Source organism: Acetivibrio cellulolyticus CD2, from assembly GCF_000179595.2.
Taxonomy (GTDB): Bacteria; Bacillota; Clostridia; order Acetivibrionales; family Acetivibrionaceae; genus Acetivibrio; species Acetivibrio cellulolyticus.
Genome location: NZ_JH556659.1, coordinates 240,540 through 259,853, shown reverse-complemented (window position 1 = coordinate 259,853; position 19,314 = coordinate 240,540). Strand labels below are relative to the sequence as shown.

At 41.6% G+C, this 19,314-nt stretch carries 3 protein-coding genes; all 3 read right to left on the bottom strand.

Annotated features, from left to right (window positions below; all coding sequences use genetic code 11):
- Position 1: 1 nt before the first annotated feature.
- The 3 genes from ACECE_RS28455 to ACECE_RS0221180 all read right to left on the bottom strand — a co-directional run bounded on the left by ACECE_RS28455 (position 2) and on the right by ACECE_RS0221180 (position 19,309).
- Positions 2-6,217: a hybrid non-ribosomal peptide synthetase/type I polyketide synthase gene (locus tag ACECE_RS28455; RefSeq protein WP_010250889.1), complete on the bottom strand. Its 6,216-nt coding sequence runs from the start codon at positions 6,215-6,217 to the stop codon at positions 2-4.
- Positions 6,218-6,372: 155 nt separating this feature from the next.
- A complete protein-coding gene (locus tag ACECE_RS0221185) occupies positions 6,373-9,459 on the bottom strand; it encodes a type I polyketide synthase (RefSeq protein ID WP_010250887.1) in 3,087 nt (1,028 codons plus the stop codon).
- The gene (locus tag ACECE_RS0221180) at positions 9,452-19,309 is read right to left on the bottom strand and encodes a non-ribosomal peptide synthetase (RefSeq protein WP_010250885.1); all 9,858 of its coding nucleotides are present in this window, start codon (positions 19,307-19,309) and stop codon (positions 9,452-9,454) included. The genes ACECE_RS0221185 and ACECE_RS0221180 overlap by 8 nt, the downstream gene beginning before the upstream one ends.
- Positions 19,310-19,314 lie beyond the last annotated feature (5 nt).

Below are 19,314 nucleotides of genomic sequence, written 5' to 3'. Positions count from 1 at the left end.
TTCATCTCCAATCGTTAAAATACATCTGGTACCCATATGATTCGGTCTCACTATTATCTGTACCATCTTCACCTTCACTTCCGATTATGGCTGCAATCTCCGATATAGTAGGGCATGTAATAATCTCCTCTACTTTTGTCCTCCCGGGATAATGCTTTTCCAGCTCGGTATGCATATTTACAAATAACAGTGACTCTCCACCCAACTCAAAGAAATTATCCTTTGTTCCTACAGGTTCAATTCCCATAAGGTTTTGCCAGATTTCTGCAATGCACTCCTCAACCTCATTGCAAGGAGCTTCATATTCAGTAGACAAATCGGGTCTGGTGTAAGCATTCTCCACATTGTCAGTACAGTAATCACTGCCGTTTTTAATGTACTCACCCATATTAAACTGCTCAACCCAATACCTTTTCCTCTCAAACGGGTAGGTAGGAAGAGGTACCCTATGCCTTTTCTCACCATTGTGGAATTCCTCCCACCTTATCTTTGAACCCTTCTCCCACAACTTTCCAAGTGCATAAAGCACAGCTTCAATTTCCGACTGGCTATTCACCTCATCCGGCAAGGATGAAAATACTTTTGCGCCGTTAATACCCTCAATATGCAAAGGTATTCCCATTTGAAGAAATAACACTGTGTTATCTTCCTCCAGAGTCTCTATGCCTTTGTCAAACCTGTCCAAACAGCTTACTTTTGCCCAATATTCTCTTCCCGTAATCTCATTATTATCTGTCCATGTTCCGGTAACACTTGAAACATAAGGGCTGCTTGCCGGTGAAAATGTTACCTTGTCTAGATTAATACTTAAGTTGTTCTCGTCAGAAAAAGCAAGAAGCAATGCATCTTCCAATGATAAAACACCACTTATCAAAGCTGCTGTGTATTCACCTGTTCCCTTTCCTATTGCTGTATAAGGTTTAATTCCCCATGACATCCAAAGCTTTGCCATTGCATACTCTATTATCAGATTTATTGAACATGCAATTCTCATATCGCTCAAATACCTGTCTGATGTATTATCCAATTGATCTTCAGGGTATAAAATTCCAATAGGGTCTTCTCCTGAATACGATTCAAGAATTCTAGCTCCTCTATCAAATTCTTGTCTGAACACCTCAAAGTTATTGTACAAATCAATAGTAGTACTGGTTTTAAGATTTTTCCCTTCTGTAAAAACAAATACGATTGACGGAGCAGTACCTCCATTCAAATCATAAATAGAACTGTCAACGTTTTTGTTGACAAGCAAATCCGCAGCTTCTTGGGCATCCCTGCATACCAACGTCCTTCTGTGTTCAAACTCTTTTCTGCCTACATGCAGAGTATAAACAGCATCTGCAAAATTGAGACCCAGGTTCTCCTTTAAAAATCCTCCCAGATTATATGACATCCTGTCCAATGCAGTTTTGCTGCGGGCCGACAGTGTTATAAGCTGATGAGTTCTTGATTCTGTAGAAGCTTCAATCTTCGGCGCTTCTTCAAGAACTGTATGAACATTGGTACCGCCAAAACCAAAGGAATTTACACCCGCCAACCGAGGTTTCCCGTTGCTGGCCCATTCAGTCAGCCTGGTATTTACATAAAAAGCACTGTTCTCAAAATCTATACTTGGATTTGGTATCTTGTAATTAACAGTGGGCGGTATCTGTTTGTTCTTTAAGGCAAGTGCCGTTTTAATTATAGCAACTGCACCTGCTGCTGATGTTGTATGTCCTACATTTCCCTTTACTGATCCTAATGCGCAGAAGTTTTTGCGCTGAGATTTCTGTGCAAATACCTGATTAAGTGCCGACACCTCTATCGGATCTCCAATAGAAGTTGACGTCCCTTGAGCTTCAACATACCCGATATCATCCGGGTTCACTCCTGCAAGGCTCTGAGCTGCTACAATTACTTCCGACTGACCGTCTCTGCTTGGAGCAGTAAATCCTACCTTTGTTGAACCGTCATTATTAACTGCTATACCTTTGATAACAGCATAAATGTTATCACCATCAGCTATAGCGTCTTCGAGCCTCTTTAGCACAACAACCCCGACAGCACTGGTAAAAATGGTCCCCTGTGCATCAGCATCAAAAGGTCTGGCATGTCCATCCGGTGAAGCTATCATACCTGGTTGATACAAATAACCGAGCTTTTGCGGAAGTTTTACTGCCGCTCCACCAGCCAGTGCCATATCACAGTTATAATTCAACAAGCCTTCACAAGCTAATGCAATAGCAGTCACAGATGTTGAACAGGCTGTCTGCACGTTAATGCTTGGCCCTTTGAAATTAAACTCGTAAGATAACCTGGTTGCCAGATAATCCTTATCATTGCTTAAAAGCATCCCGAAGTTGTCCTTAAGGCCGACCTTTGCCATAAGATGATATAAAAAATATGTACTCATATTTGAACCTGCATAGACACCTACAGGATATTCATATTCATTTTTTGCATATCCTGCATTTTCCAAGGCCTCGTACGAACATTCCAGAAACAGTCTATGCTGTGGATCCATGTTTTCAGTTTCCCTTGGATTAAACCCAAAGAAAGACGCATCAAAATATTCAACATCTTCTAAAATACCACTGGCCAAAACATAATCAGGATTGTTTACATCCTCTTCACTGGCCCCGGCTTTAATTGCTTCTTCCTTCGAAAACGAGGTAATGGAATCCACTCCGTTCTTTAAGTTTTCCCAGAACTCATCAATATTTTTAGCTCCGGGGAAACGGCCGGACATTCCAACAATAGCTACTCCTCCAAAAGATTCATTTGCAGGTGTTTCACAATTGTCAGACTCCCTGAATTTATTCTGTCTGGCTCTCTTTTGCTTTTTAAGCCTGTCTTCATTTTTTAGAAAGGATGGCTGTTCCTGTTCACCGTTAATAAATTTTGCAAGTGAACTTATTGTTGAATAAGTAAACATATCTACCAGCGGAAAATCTTTGTCAAACTGCTTTCTTATACGGCTGTGTATCTTTGTCAGTAGCAGTGAGTGTCCGCCAACTTCAAAGAAATTATCATTCACTCCTACGTTTTTAAGACCAAGCTCTTCCTTCCATATATCCGACAGTATCTTTTCAACTTCATTTTGTGGAGCAACATACCCTGAGCTCTTAGACAGTACAGGAACCGGCAGTGCTTTGCGATCTGCTTTTCCATTTGATGACAGAGGCATTGCATCCAGAAACACAAATATCCTCGGTACCATGTATTCCGGCAGGCTGTCTCCTAAAAAGGCCTGAAGTTCACCTGATTCTATCGGATTCTCCTTATCACACACTATATAGCCGACAAGATGAACATTACCTGGTTCCTTCTCCCATGCTGTTACAATACATTCATTAACAGACGGATGTAAAAGCAGTACTCCCTCAATTTCACCCAACTCTATCCTCAAGCCGCGCAATTTAACCTGAAAATCCATTCTCCCAAGGTATTCAATATTACCATCGGGCATCCACCTTGCCAGGTCGCCGGTTCGGTATATCCTCCTGCCCGGTACCATAGAGTTTGCTATAAACTTTTCAGCGGTCAGCTCCGGCCTGTTCAGATATCCTCTGGCCAATCCAACACCGGCTATGCACAATTCTCCGGGGACTCCTACCGGCTGGGGCTGCATATTTTTATCCATTATCAGCAATTGAGTGTTATCAATTGCTCTTCCAATCGGTATAATGTCGGGAACTTCTTCCACCGGGCAATCAAAATATGATACGTCAATAGTTGCCTCAGTAGGACCATATAGATTTGACAATCGGGTACCGTTACTACCCAGCAAACTGTTGAATAGCCTTACCTGTGCAGAAGTCAGTGCCTCTCCGCTTGCAAAAACCTGCCTCAATCCCTTTGCCCTGTCTGCCTCTCCGCTTTCCTTCAGATACTCCAAAAAGGTGCTTAGCATGGAAGGCACAAAGTGCATTACAGTAATTTTGTTCTTCTCAATTGCTTCCAGGATCTTTTCAGGATCTTTTTCTCCACCCGGTTCAAGAAAACATACTTTTGCTCCCTGCGTAGACCACCAGAACATCTCCCATACCGATACATCAAATGTAAAAGGCGTTTTTTGAAGTATTGTATCGTTTGACCCAATAGGGTACATTTTCTGCATCCAGTTTAACCTGTTTACTAATGAATGATGCTCAATTAGTGTACCTTTGGGCTTTCCGGTAGACCCCGACGTGTAAATCACATATGCGAGATTGCTTGGCGATGCCGCATTGACCGGGTTATTACCTTCACCATGATACAGAGATTTATCCTCCAGAAAAATTCTTTGAATATTTCCGCATATATCCATATCATGGAATTTACTGCTTGTTAACAGCACTGATACCCCACTATCTTCGAGAATATAGTTTATTCTGTCTTCCGGATAGTTGGGGTCTATAGGTAGATAAGCTCCGCCTGCCTTTTCAATGGCCATTATCCCTATGATCATTTCCATAGATCGTTCCAGCATAATTCCCACTATACTTTCTGTCTTTACCCCTCTATTTGCAAGCACTGATGCCAGTTGGTTCGACTTTTCATTCAACTGTCTGTAGGTTAGTTCCCTGTCTCCAAATATTACAGCAGTGCTGTCGGGATTTTTAGCTGCCTGTTCTTCGAATAGCTGGTATATAACTTTGTCTGTGGGGTAATACGCCCTGGTATTGTTAAATTCCAGAAAAATCTTTTCCTCTTCGTCCTTTCGAAGAAGCTTAATTTTTGATACCTTCTCGTCAGGATTGGCACAAATAGCTTCAAGTATGCTCTGTAAATGTCCGGCTATGCGTTTTACAGTGTCAGCATCAAACAAAGCTGCACTGTAGTCAAATCCGCCTTTTATTCCTTCTTCACCCTCTGTAAGCTGAAGTCTCAAATCAAAGGGTGCCAGACCACTCTCAACATCGATGGGCTCCATTTTTACACCCGCCAGTTCAAGCTCAACCTGCTTGGTATTGTGCAATATAAACATTACCTGAAATAAAGGTGTTCTGCTAATATCGCGCTCCGGCTTAAGCTCTTCAAGCATCTTGTCAAATGGCAGTTCCTGATAGCTATATGCATCCAGGGTCATTTCCTTTACCCTCTTTAGTACGTCACGGAATCTGGGGTCGCCTGTGAAGTTAGTCCTCAATACCAATGTATTCATGAAAAATCCGACTACATTTTCAATTTCCCTTCTATTACGGTTTGCAACAACAGTTCCCGTAAATATGTCATCCTGACCCGAATATCTGTAAAGCAAAGTTTGGAAGGCTGCAAGAATGACCATAAAAAGAGAAGTACCTTCACTGCTGCAAAGAGTCTTAAGTTTTTGAGCCAGCTCTTTAGAAAGTACAACCGGTTCAAACCCGCCTTCGTATGTTTGACTCTTTGGCCTTACCCTGTCGGTAGGCATCTGAAGTGTCGTGGGCTTATCCAACTGCTTTTTCCAATAATCAAGCAGTTCATTCATGTTATCCCCTTGAAGCCTTTTTTGCTCCCATTGGGAATAATCTGCAAACTGAACCGTAAGCTCCGGCAGTGACTCTTCTTTGCCTTGTGCAAACAATTCATAAAGTTTAAAAAATTCTCCAACAAAAATTGCATTCGACCATGCATCCGATATGATGTGATGAATAACCATGGAAAGTGCATACTCGTTTTCTTTCAGGCGAATCAAGCAAAACTTGAACAGCGGGCCTTTCTCAAGATCAAATATATGTCGTGCCTCTTCCTTTAACAGCCTTTTTAGCTCAACCTCAAGCTGATCCTCCGAAAGGTGTCTTAAATCCATTTCAAAAAGCAGAATTTCTTCTGCTTTTTGAATAACCTGTACAGGGCTCCCGTTTACACTTCTAAAAATAGTCCTCATCGTCTCATGGCGTTCAACAAGCTTGCCAAGCGATTTTATAATGCTGCCCTTATCAATATTTCCTTTTATTCTTACTGCGTTGGATATGTTAAATACCGGGCTGCCCCCCGTAAGCTGGTGATAAAACCACATGGACTTCTGAGAATAAGTAAGCGGTATTTCATCGCCATCTCCCCGTGGTACCGGTAAAATAGGGTCTTTATTGGCACGGGCTTCAAAATCAACTCTTTTAAGGAACTCTATTATCTCCGCTTTCCTGTTTGAAATTTCTTCCTTTAACTCCCCTGTCACTGCCCCTTTTGGCGCCTGAAGCTTAAGTGAGTCACCCTCAACCCTAAGTTTCACACCACTGTTACGCAGTTTTAATAGAAACTCCACTATTGACATATTTGCCTCCTGAATAACTTTAACATCACCCTACAGAGGGCTATTGCAAAACGTCACTTAATCACCATCATATTGTGCAGTTCTAAAAAGTTTAAGTACAATATGGAGTGGATATAAGGCATTTTGTGACAGCCCCTGTAAAATGAAATAATATTTTATACTGTGCATTCTTCAATTTCTTCCTCGTTAACTTTCGCATCATCTGTGCCCTGAGACACCCAGCGATATGTTTCTATCAAATTTGCAACCCCCTCGGCTGTGGTTGTCTCCATTAATTTACGAAGAGGTATCTGAACGTCAAGCACCTTACCAAGTTCACTCGCTACAGCAGCTGCAATCAAGGAGTGTCCCCCAAGCTCAAAGAAATCATCGTGAATACCTATCATGTCAAAACCCAGAACATTTTGCCAGCATTCAACTATTGTTTTCTCTACTTCATTGCGCGGTGCTACATAAGCTGATTGCAGGTCTGGCCTTGGCCTTTTCTTAAGCTGCTCTGAACCCCCTACGCCTGATTGTCCATCCGTTTGAAGCGATTTTAATCCTAAAGGAGATATTTCAACTTTTCCCTTGATATGTTCATTGCCTTCACAGAATTTTTCCAGGTCATCTTTAAACTTAAGAATATTTTCAAGCTGCTGCTTAACCTCCCCATTTGAGTCCGGCTCACCGCTTCCAATGCTTTGTTTCAAAGTTATGGTAATAACCCCCTCCTCAAATTTGGAGCTTGTAATAGAATCTGTGATTTCCTGACTTCCCGATATCAATACCTTTGGTTGATTGTCAACAGCATTGCGTTTCCCGGGTTCAATCCAATATCTTTGTCTTTCAAACGGATAAGTTGGAAGCGGGATACGGTGGCGTGCCTCATATTTATAGAGCTTGTTCCAGTTCACCCTATTCCCTGCAAGCCAGTAGTGTCCGAGGCTGTTTAGTAATAAATATCCATCCTGCTCTTTGTCCTCCACATCTGGCAACGTACAAAGTATTGTCCGCTTCGTATCCTGTTCTCCCGCATCTATCGTCATTGCATTGCCCACAGCCATTTTATACAACTCGCATCCGGGTCCCATTTCAATCAGTATTTGGTCAGGATCTTTCTGTACTTCCTTTAATCCCGCTTCAAATAAATTCGCTCTTCTCTGGCGTATCCAGTAGTTTCTGTCCGACGCCTCATGATCCTTAATCCATGAACCTGTAATACAGGAAATGAACGGGATTTTTACTGAATTTAAAGAAATATTGCTTAATTTCTGTTGTAATTCTTCCTCACTGGCAGATACAAGTAAAAGTGCATCTTCAAGTGAAAACACTCCTGCAATGCAGGCCGCTGCATATTCACCTGAACCTTTTCCTATCATGCATGCAGGTTCGATTTCCCATTCAATCCAGAGATTTGCCATGGCATATTCAACTACAAACACTGCTGTACGTGCTATAGCTTCTTCTTTCATTTTAGAAACTGCGTACTCCATTTTCTGATCATCAGGGTAAAGCACCTTGCGTATATCTAAACCCATCAACGGCTCGAGAATCTTTGCACATCGGTCTACAGCATTACTGAAAGCAGGTTCAGTCTCATAGAGTTCACGTCCCATGTTTACGTATTGACTTTCCTCTCCCGGGAACATGAATACAACAGGTTGTTCTCTCGGTTTCTGGAAACGTGAAAATACCTGTTCCCCGTTTAGTGATTCAAGTTTTGAGAGCAGGTCTTTTGTATCCTTACAAACCACCATTCTTCGATGGTTAAAATTGCGGCGTCCTACCTTTAAGGTAAATGCTATATCAGCAAGGTTTACATCCGGGTTTTTTCTTATGTGCTGAGCAAGATCCTCAGTCATCTTTTTAAGGGCAGCAGCCGTTTTTGCAGAAAATGTTATCAACTGCCATGGTCTTGCAGATTCCTCAGATGCTTTAGCTTTAGGTGGCTCCTCAATAATTACATGGGTGTTAGTGCCTCCTATACCAAAGGAACTGATACCTGCTCTTAGTGGGTATCCATCGGTTTCCCATCTGGAAAGCTTCGTATTAACATAGAAAGGACTGTTTAAAAAATCAATCTTCGGATTTGCTTCTTCAAAGTTCAAGCTAGGAGGTATTACTCTATGCTTCATAGCCAGCACGGTTTTTACAAGGCTTGCAAGGCCTCCGGCGGTTACCAGATGGCCTATATTTGTTTTTACCGAACCTATTGCGCAAAACTGCTTTTTCTTCGTATGCGCACGGAAAGCCTTTGTCAGTGCGGAGATTTCAATAGGATCTCCAAGATCTGTTCCTGTACCGTGAGCATCAATATAACTTATTGTCTCCGGGTCAACTCCTGACATCTCAATGGCCTCAGCAATACATTCAGCCTGCCCCTCCACATTTGGAGCTGTAAAGCTGTTTTTTTCCGAACCATCGTTGTTAACACCTATACCTCTTATGACTGCATGAATGTGATCTCCATCTTCTATAGCGTCTTCAAGCCTTTTTAGCACTAACACTGCAAGACCGCTTCCGCTTACTGTTCCGTTTGCTTTGGAGTCAAAAGCTCTACAATGCCCGTCAGCAGAGCCTATCCCGCCCTCCTGGTAAAAGAAAACCTCATTTCTGGAAATCTGAAAGCTCACACCGCCAGCCAGGGCTACATCACATCCATAGTTCTGAAGGTTTTGGCATGCAAGCTGTAATGCAACCATTGATGATGAACAGAGGGTATTTACATTAACGCTTGGACCTGTCAGATTCATCTTGTAGGATACACGTGTCGCCAGGAAGTCCTGTGAATTGGCTATCATTATTTTGAATGAGCCCAGATTCTCTACCAATTCCGGATTGGAATAAAGGTTTCGGATCATATATCCGCTTAAGTTTGCTCCCGCATATACAGCAATTCTTCCGTCATATAACTCAGAATTATATCCAGCACTCTCTAATACTTCCCATGCACTTTCAAGAAACAATCGATGCTGAGGATCCATAATCTCTGCTTCTCTGGCAGAATAATCAAAAAATGATGCGTCAAACTTGTCCATATCGTCCAATATGGCATCAGCGGCCACGAACCTTGGATTGTCAAGCAGATGTTCATCTATCCCCATCTTCAAAAGCTCTTCACGGCTGAAAAATTTAACCGATTCCACACCGTTATAAAGATTATCCCAAAACTCTTCCATATCTTTTGCTCCAGGGAAGCGGCCATTCATACCTATTATAGCTATTGCTCCCTCATAATTGCTGTCTTGATAATTACTCAACTTCAACCACTCCTCTTTTTTGTTTCATTTGCTGTCTTTTTTGTTTCATCGCCTCAAGCCGTCTGTTTGACCTCTGACTTACACTCTCAAAGGTAGGCTGCTCTTCCTCTTTATTTTCACTGCTTAAATATTTTGCAAGAGATGCTACTGTATTGTATTTGTATAGGTCTACAACCGCTAAGTTTGTTGTGAATAGTTCTTTAATTTTAGTATGTACCTCTATAAGCATTAAGGAATCCCCTCCTAATGCAAAGAATTCATCGTGAATACCTACCGCTTCTATGCTCAGTGTTTTCTGCCAGATATCTGCAAGTTTTTGTTCTATGTCATTCTTGGGAGGTACATAATCGTTATCAAGTTCAGGTCTTGGATGTTTCGGTTTTAAATCCTCCTCATCGGCCTCTTTTTTTACACCGGGCTGGTCTACATAATTAGCTTGCTCTATTGCGGTATTCAGATCTTTTACAGATACAATTATCTGTGACTTGCAGAAACCGTTCAGAACTCGTTTGAAAACTTCTTTGCCCTCTGCTGCCGATATTCCATCATTTAAGAATCCGAATTCCTTTTTGGCTGCCATTTTATATAAACTTTCAAAATCAGTCCCTCCGGTTTGCCGTTGTCCTGATGCTCTCGCCTTGATGCTTGCAGCGGCAGCATCGCCAGTCAGCCTCATTGAAAAATTGCTTATTTCAACAACCTGCTCACCTTTATCATTCATTATGTCTATATCACAGGTTATTATCTCCTGCGCGGCACTGTAGCCGTTTTTAAACCTTATAAATCCATATACTTTCCCAGATAACCGCTTCTTTATGATCAGCCTCTCATATGAGAAAGGCAGATAATTACCGCCAGCTGCCAATCTTACCGAACCCGTGGCTACATCAAGCAGAGCCGGATGGAGTTCATAATCCTTCAGATCACCGATAAATTCACCTGAAAGTTCAACCTCGACCAAGCCCTCATTTTCCCCAAGGTCAAAGCCTTTTAACGATTTCCACCTGTCTCCGAAGCTGATAAACTCCTTAGTTTTATTGCCCTGAACCTCACCTGCTTCCATTCTGTCAAAGCACCTTGCTTTTATTTCCTTAATGTCAAACTGTTTCAAAGTTTCTTCACCGAAAGCTTTGATCTTTCCTCTTACGTGCTCATACCAGTTTGACTCTTCACCTTCGCTTCCCTTCAACTTGCTTGCCACCTGGAAATCGTAAACATCTCCGTTTTTAGTCAAAATAGTAAATACATCTCGTGCTTCTTCCTGCTTTACAACCATCGGAGTCAGGAAAACCACATCGCTTATTTGCATGGAATCCTGCCCAGTGGCTTCTTTATAAGCGGCTCTCGCCATTTCCAGATAGGTTGTACCTGCTATGGTAGGTGTCCCCATTACAAGGTGCTCGGATAATACCCAATCCCTCTTAGGGCTTAATTCTGCAAGGAAAACCTCCTTTTCTGGAGTGTTTGAGACTTTCTTACCCAATAGAGGATGCATAACCTGATCATCTGCATCTTTCTGCTGTCCCGTTCCGCCTGCCATACCTGTTCCCGGCCACCTATCCCAATCAATTGATATAAACCGTGTTCCCCTGTATGAATCATGTGTTGCGGCAAAAGCATCAAGAAAAGCATTTGCAGCACTATAGTCAACCTGCCCGAACCCTCCGGTTATAGCATTCAGTGAAGAACAGAACACAAAGAAATCCAGCCTGTCATTCTTAAATGTCTCGTAGAGTGCAAGCGTACCCTTGACCTTTGGTGCCAAGACGTTTTCACAAAACTCTTTTGTTTTCATCTGGATCATGCCACCGCCGGGATTTCCAGCTGCATGGATTATACCATCAAGCCTGCCAAACCTTTTTAAAGCATTTTGCCTGATAACTTCAAGTTGTGCGGTATCAGTAACATCTGCCTGACACACCATGATTTCTGAACCGAGACTTTCAAAGCTTTGCAGCTTCTTTATCTTTTTTGATACACCGTCATTTTTACTGTGCTCTGACTGCCAATCCGACCACTTCTCAACTTCCGGAAATTTTGAACGACTTACCAGAATTAATTTTGCCTGCACTTCCTTAGCCAGGTATTCTGCAAGATTCAGCCCAATTCCACCAAATCCGCCGGTAATCAGATATACACCATTCTTCTTCACCAGAGAATCCGGACTCTCTTCAACGTGGGTACTGTCAAAGGTCTGTACCCATCGTTCCAAACCACGGTAAGCAGTTATATTTTCTGTGCCTTTTTCATATATTTCAGCTAAAAGGCATTCAATTATATCCTGTTCTTGCAAGCTTTCTGCGTGTTGTAATTCGAAGTCGATCATACTACACCTGATATTAGGATATTCTCTCGGTATAACCTTACAAGGTCCAACGGCAAGTGTTTTTCCATGGTATAAATTCTTCTCATTGAATACTTTAAAGGCGTTGTCCGTCAGTACCTTAAACTGTACCGGCGTATTCCAGCCTTGATTTCCAAAAGACTGTGCCAGATAAATCATGTTGTAGAAAAGCTGTTTGCCACAGCTTATACCGTTTTCGTCCTCCATGTCTCTACAGTTGCCGGAAACTCCAAGTAAATTCAAGACTATATCCGGCTTTTTGGAAACCTTTGAAATTTCATTTAACAAATTATCATAATCCTCTTTTTTATTAGGTCTAAACAGATATTCTCTGTCTCCTGTTTTTCCAAAGTTCACTCCTACTTTAGCTATGATTATGTTCTCGTTTGTTTTTCCGATTCGCTGAACCAATCTGCTGCAAAAACTGCTTTCTGTTGTTAGAACAAGTATAACGTCCTGCCTGTTTGCATATTTTACACTCTTTAATAAACCGCCATTAGCTGATTGTTTCCAAAGCGGAGTATAGAACCATTTTGAAATATCACTTATTTTCCCATTTGCCTTTGCAACCTTATCTTTCTTCACTCTATCCACCCAGTAGGATTTGCCTTCAAACGGGTATACAGGAAGAGGAATTCTTTTTCTCTGGCCGCCTTCATATAGTGCTGTCCAATCAATCCCGGCACCTGTCAGCCAGAGATGTCCCAAGTCTTCCAGCGAATAATCCTTCGGATTAACATCCCTGACCCTTGCAGCCTCACTCTGTCCTTCAATACTATCAAAAACCCTTTTGGGGATTGAATTAATGTTTTCAAGTGCTTCAATAGCATCTTCCCTTGATGTGCAAACAAGAAACCTCCTATGTTCCATTTCTCTGCGGCCTAATTGTAAAGTATAGGCTGCATCAGCCATATTAATATCACTGTTTTTCTTCAGGAAATCTAAAAAGTCAGCAGTAATTTTATTTAGAGCCGACCGGGTTTTGGCAGAGAACACAAGCAAACTTACACCACTTTTGCATGGTTTATAATCTGTATAAGGAGCTTCCTCAAGCACAGCATGCGCGTTTGTGCCTCCAATTCCGAAGGAACTTATGCCTGCCCTTAACGGACCTATACTGCTGCTCCATTCCTTCAAACTATTGTTAATATAAAAAGGACTATTATCAATATCCAGCTTGGGATTTGGTTTCTTAAAATTCAAGCTCGGAGGTATCATTTTATTCTTCAATGCAAGAACGGTTTTTATCAATCCCGAAACTCCTGCTGCCGCATCAAGGTGACCTATGTTTGTCTTAACTGAACCAATAGCGCAGAAGCCTTTCTTTTCCGTGCTTTTATTGAAAACCTGTCTTAGTGCTTCGATCTCAATCGGATCTCCCAACGGCGTCCCTGTACCATGTGCCTCAATATATGTTATAGTTTCAGGATCTATACCTGCTTTTAAGTGTGCCTCTGAAATAGCTCCGGCCTGTCCGTCTATTCCCGGTGCAGTATATCCTACCTTCAAAGCCCCGTCATTATTAATAGCTGTAGCCTTAATAACAGCCCAGATAGAATCTCCGTCAGCAACAGCATCTTCCAACCTCTTGAGTACAACAACACCTGCACCGTTTCCTCCAACAGTACCTTTTGCTTCTTCGTCAAAAGCGCTGCAACGTCCATCCGGAGATAAAATCATTCCTTCCTGATACAAGTATCCGGTTTTTTGTGGAAGCCTTATACTTGCCCCTCCCGCTACAGCCATATCGCATTCTCCATTTATAAGGCTTGAGCTTGCGAGATGAACTGCAACCATAGAGGATGAACAAGCGGTCTGTACAGTAATTGCAGGTCCTTTAAGGTTTAATTTATATGCAACTCGAGTGGCGATAAAATCCTTGTCATTGCTGATCATAATCTGGTAATCACTCGCTAAACCTTTTTCTTTAAAGTTTTCAGACAGGTTTTGTGCATATGTATTCATGCCCACACTTGCGTATACCCCTATTTTCCTAGGAAACCTTGCCGGATCATAACCCGCATTTTCGAGTGCTTTCCAGGTCTCCTCCAGGAATATTCGCTGCTGGGGATCAAGTACTTCTGCCTCCCTCGGGTTGTAACCGAAGAAACCTGCATCAAACTTATCAACTTCATCCAAAGCACCCCAGGCTTTAACATATTCGGGCTTCTTAATTACATCAGGGTCAACTCCCTCGGCGATAATCTCTTCATCTGTTAGCCGTGTAATTGACTCAACGCCATTGCAAAGGTTATTCCAGAATTCCTCTGTATTTTTGGCACCTGGAAACCTACCGCTTAAGCCTATGACAGCAATATCACATTTTCCTGTAACACCCTTTTTATCTATTTTGCCTTTCGAGCCGGATATCTGCTTTCCTTCAAGGAATTCCGACAATGCATTTATCGTTGGATATCTGAACAGATCCATCATTGTGACGTCTTTTCCAAGTACACCGGCAATTTTATTTCTAACCTGTGCAAGTAACAGTGAATGGCCTCCCAAATCAAAAAAGTTATCATTTATTCCTATGCGGTCAAGCTTTAAAACTTCCTGCCAGATAGACACAATACTTTTCTCAATCTCACTCTCCGGTGCTGTATAACCGTTTCTTAGCTGCGGGCGAAAACTCTCCGGCATTGGAAGTGCCTTTCTGTCAATTTTGCCATTTGGCGTCATTGGAAAAGAGTCCATCATTACAAAAGCGGCCGGAACCATATAATCAGGAAGCCTTTCCTTGAGGCGGCTTCTTAAATTATCTGAAGCTAAAACCGTCTTTTCATCAGTTGGAATTATGTATGCCACAAGAGATTTTTCTCCACGGACAATTTCCTTTGCAACCACAATGCTTTGCCTTACAGCCTCATGCAGGTTCAAAAGGTTCTCAATTTCTCCAAGCTCTATTCTGAAACCTCGAATCTTTACCTGATGATCATTTCGTCCTATAAACTCAAGATTTCCATCGGGCAGGAATTTTACCGTATCCCCGGTTCTGTAAAGCCGAGCACCGGTTTTATTGCTGAATGGATCCTTAATAAATTTTTCTTCCGTTAAGTGGGGTTGGTTCAAATAGCCTCTAGCCAAACCATCTCCACCTATGTAAAGTTCTCCCTGTATCCCAACCGGAACAGGGTTCATATTACCATCCAGGACATAAACTTGAGTATTTGCAATAGGTTGTCCAATCGTTATTGTATCTGTTCCATGTTCCAACTTTGCAATCGTCGACCAAATGGTGGTTTCTGTAGGTCCGTATACGTTCAGAAGGGTACCGCATCTATCTAGAAGCTGTTTCGCCAGTTCTTTCGCCAGTGCCTCTCCTCCGCAAAGAACCTTCAGCCCTTTACTTCCTTTCCACCCCTCTTCAACCATAAGTCTCCACGTAGCAGGTGTAGCCTGCATTATAGAAACAGAGTGCTCATTTAGCAAAGCAATCAACTTACTTCCGTCTATTACTTCATCTCTTCCGGCAAGTACAATACCAGCTCCTGATATAAGCGGCATAAACAGCTCCAGCCCGGCAATGTCAAAGGATAGTGTAGTAACTGCCAGGAGAGTGTCACTTTCTTTAAGCTCTGTCTTCTCCGCCATTGATAAAAGGAAGTTTATAAGTGCATGCTGTTCAATCTGGACCCCTTTCGGATTTCCGGTTGAACCTGACGTATAAATAAGGTATGCAAGGCTTTCCCCATTATTTTTAGCTTCAGGATTTTCTTCACTGAACCGCGAAATTGTCTCCCATTCACTATCCAGGCAAATTATCTGAGAACCATTTTGCGGCAATGTTCCTTCAAGCCCGCTTTCCGATAAAACTATTCCAACCTTTGCATCTTCCTGCATATACATCAAACGGTCTTTAGGAAATATAGGATCCATAGGCAGGTAAGCTCCACCGGCCTTATGAATGCCAAGCAGCGCAATGATCATCCGTACAGTACGATCGAGATAAACACCTACTACCGTTTCAGGTCCAACTCCCTTAGAAACCAGATAGTGTGCAAGCCTGTTAGCACAGCTATTTAGCTCACCATAAGTCAAACTGCGTTCTTTATCCCTAACGGCTAATGCCTGTGGATTCTTCTTCACCTGTTCTTCAAAAAGCTTAGTCCAACATGGAACGTCTCCATAATCAACTTCTGTGCTGTTCCACTTCCTGACCATTGTGTTCTTCTCTTCACTTGTCAGAATTGAAAGCATATCCACTTCTTTTTCCGGGCTTTGTGCTATACTCTCTAAAAGCTGCCTGTAGTGTCCTGCCATTCTGTTTATTGTGTCTTGGTTAAACAAATCGGTGTTATATTCAAAATCAGCAGCAAGCCCTTCTCCAACCTCCCGGATATCCAAGGCCAGGTCAAACCTTGCAAAGCCGCTGTCAGTATCTATGATTGAAGCATTTATTTCTGAAAAACCTTCAAGGGATATATGCGTATTCTGAAGGCTGAACAATACCTGAAACAGTGGGTTGCGGCTCATATCACGTTCAACATGAAGCTCCTCCACCAACTTTTCAAACGGTACATCCTGATTCGAATATGCCTCCAGTGTTGTGCTTCTAACCCTCTTCAATAGTTCCAAAAAGCTCATCTTTCCGGAAAAACAAGATCTCATAACCAGATTATTTGTAAAAAAGCCTATTAAATCTTCAATATCTTTTCTGTTCCTGTTGGCTATAGGCGAGCCCACTACTATATCTTCCTGTCCTGTATAACGGTGGAGAAGTACTTTAAATGCTGCAAGCAAAACCATAAATAAAGTGGAATTTTCTTTCGCTGCAAGCTTTTTAAGTTTTTTCACCAGATCCGGCGGAATAGAAGCTGTAAATTTTGCTCCGTTGTACGTCTGAATAGCAGGTCTTTGACCATCTAAAGGAAGATCCAATACCGGAATATCTCCCGAAAGCTTGTTTTTCCAATATTCCAATTGATTATTAAGAAGACCGTCAACCTGTCTCCGGGTTTGCCAGTAAGCATAGTCAGGGTACTGAATCTCCAACTCTCTTAAATTCTGACCTTTTCCGGTTGTGAACATTTCATAGTAATTGGTCATCTCTTTTAGAAAGATTCCAAATGACCAGCCATCAAATACAATATGATGCACAGCCATAACTAAAATATGCTCATCATTATTCAGGCATAATAGCTTAGCTCTCAAAAGAGGAGCCTTATCAAGTTCAAAAACCTTAGCTGCCTCTCTACTTGCAATTTCTAATGCCTGTTTTTCCCTTTCTTCTTCTGGAACCTCTCTTAAGTCAACCAACGGTAAACTTAATTTTACTTCCTGATTAAATACTTGAACCGGCTGTCCATTTTCTTCCCTAAAGGTCATCTTAAGTATTTTATGTCTGTCCATTATTTCATTCAGACTCTTTTCAAGGCATTCTCTATCCACATTCCCGTGTAATCTTAAAGCTGTGTGAAGGTTGTATTGCGCGCTTCCTTCGTTTAAACGGTCAAGGAACCACAGCCTTTTTTGTGAAAAGGAAAGCGACAGATTGCCAGTTTCAGCACTTGTCTGCGGTATAATATCATGTTCCCTTACACATTTATTTTTATGCTTTTGGATTGCTTCAGCCAGACTTACAATATCGGAATTTTCAAATATTTCCGTCTGTTCCATTTCAATGCCAAAAATCTCTTTAATTCTGGAAATAAGCTGCGTAACCCTCAGTGAATCTCCTCCCAGTTCAAAAAAGTTATCCTGTGTTCCGAGGCTTTGTGTTTCGAGCATTTCCGACCATATGGCAACAAGCTTCTCTTCAGTAGAATTCTGCGGCAAATCAATTTTCCTGTTGTTTCGTTCATTATCCATTAGAACAGCCAATTCACTTCTTATCCTGTCAAATTCGCCTTTAGTAAAGCTATCCCGGAGCTTATAACGCTGAACCTTTCCACTGGTAGTCTTGGGAATATTCTTAACAGGAATAACCTCCGACACTTCAATCCCTATTGCACGATTTATAGTACTTTTCAGTTCTGCCGCCAGGTTCATAAAATTCTCGGCTTTTTGCTTAAATAAAACAAAGAGCACGAGTTCATCGCACTTCGTGTTCTGGTTATAAACGCCTGTAGCAACTATTTTCCCAAGTTCAATACCGTCAACACTTTCGGCTACCCTCTCTATATCATGTGAATAATAATTTTGACCGGCCATAAATATTACATCTTTTGCTCGGCCCGTAATAATGAGGCGGCCATCCTTAAGCAGTCCTAAATCGCCTGTATTAAGCCATCCATCATCGGTAATAGCTTCTTTTGTAGCAGTCTTATTATTGTAATAACCTTTTGTTACATTTCCACCTCGTATCTGTATATAACCTATTCGGTTTTCTCCCAAATCTACGTTATTCCGGTCACATATACGCATGCTGCAGTTATATATGGGATAGCCTACATCTACAAACATGACACCATTATGGTCATCTTTGACTGTTTCGACTATAGTATCGCCTACACCAAGATTATTCCGGTTAAAGTTAAAGGGGTTAATCTCATCTCCCGGCTTTGGGAAGGTTACGGCAATTGTTCCTTCGGCAAGGCCATAAACAGGATACATTGCATTCCTTTTCAGTCCATAGGGTGCCATCAAATCCAGGAACTCATTGCATATATCCAGTGATATAGGTTCTGCACCATTATAAATAATTCTTACATTAGACAGGTCCCAATCCTTTTTAGTATCTGTATTAAAAAACTTCATAAAATGTTTGTACCCAAAATTAGGCGAATACAACAAAGTAGCCTTATGTTCACTTGCCTTTTGCAGCCATAAGGTAGGATGTTTTATAAACAACTGGGTCTGGATATTATACTGATTCATACATGCCAGAATTCCCTTAATATGTGTTCCGATGAGTCCCATGTCGTGTGTAAGTGGCATCCAGTTCAAGCCCACATCATTTGAATCCATTTTAGTCCACTCAATAACAGCAGTCAGGTTTATCAAAACATTCTGATGCGTAATAATGACCCCTTTCGGGTCTCCTGTAGAGCCCGAAGAGAATTGTATGAAGGCTATGTCATCAGGTTGTGCCTCATGAATTTTGCCATAACATCCTATACTCAATTTATCATATACAAACTCAGCTCTGTCCTTTATAACTTCCATTTGGTCCGAAAGGCCGTTTTTATTGGCGTAAGCTGCAAGTTTTCCGATAAAATCCTCTGTTGTAATTATTCTAGGGCTATTTAGAACTCCCCAAATCTTAAATAGTTTTAGTTTGTGTTCATCATTTGTGCCGGTCGTTACCGGAACCGGAATCATGCCACCTAATATACAGGCCCAGAAAGTACATACAAATTTATGATTGTCATCTATCTGGAAAATTACCTCATCCTTTGGCTTAAACCCCGCAGACTGCAGCCTGTGTAAAAGGCTCAGCGCTGAAAAATACAGTTCCTTATATGATACAAAACACTCCTCTGTATCACTTAATATAAAAGTAATTCCTCTATTATCCTCATTCTCTCTGGAAACAATCATATTGGTTAGAGTTTTATAACCATACATCTCAC

What these genes read in the sequence shown, in the direction of transcription:
- ACECE_RS28455 (WP_010250889.1), bottom strand. Translation starts at nt 6,217, where the DNA reads ATGTCAATAGTGGAGTTTCTATTAAAACTGCGTAACAGTGGTGTGAAA.
- ACECE_RS0221180 (WP_010250885.1), bottom strand. Translation starts at nt 19,309, where the DNA reads ATGTATGGTTATAAAACTCTAACCAATATGATTGTTTCCAGAGAGAAT.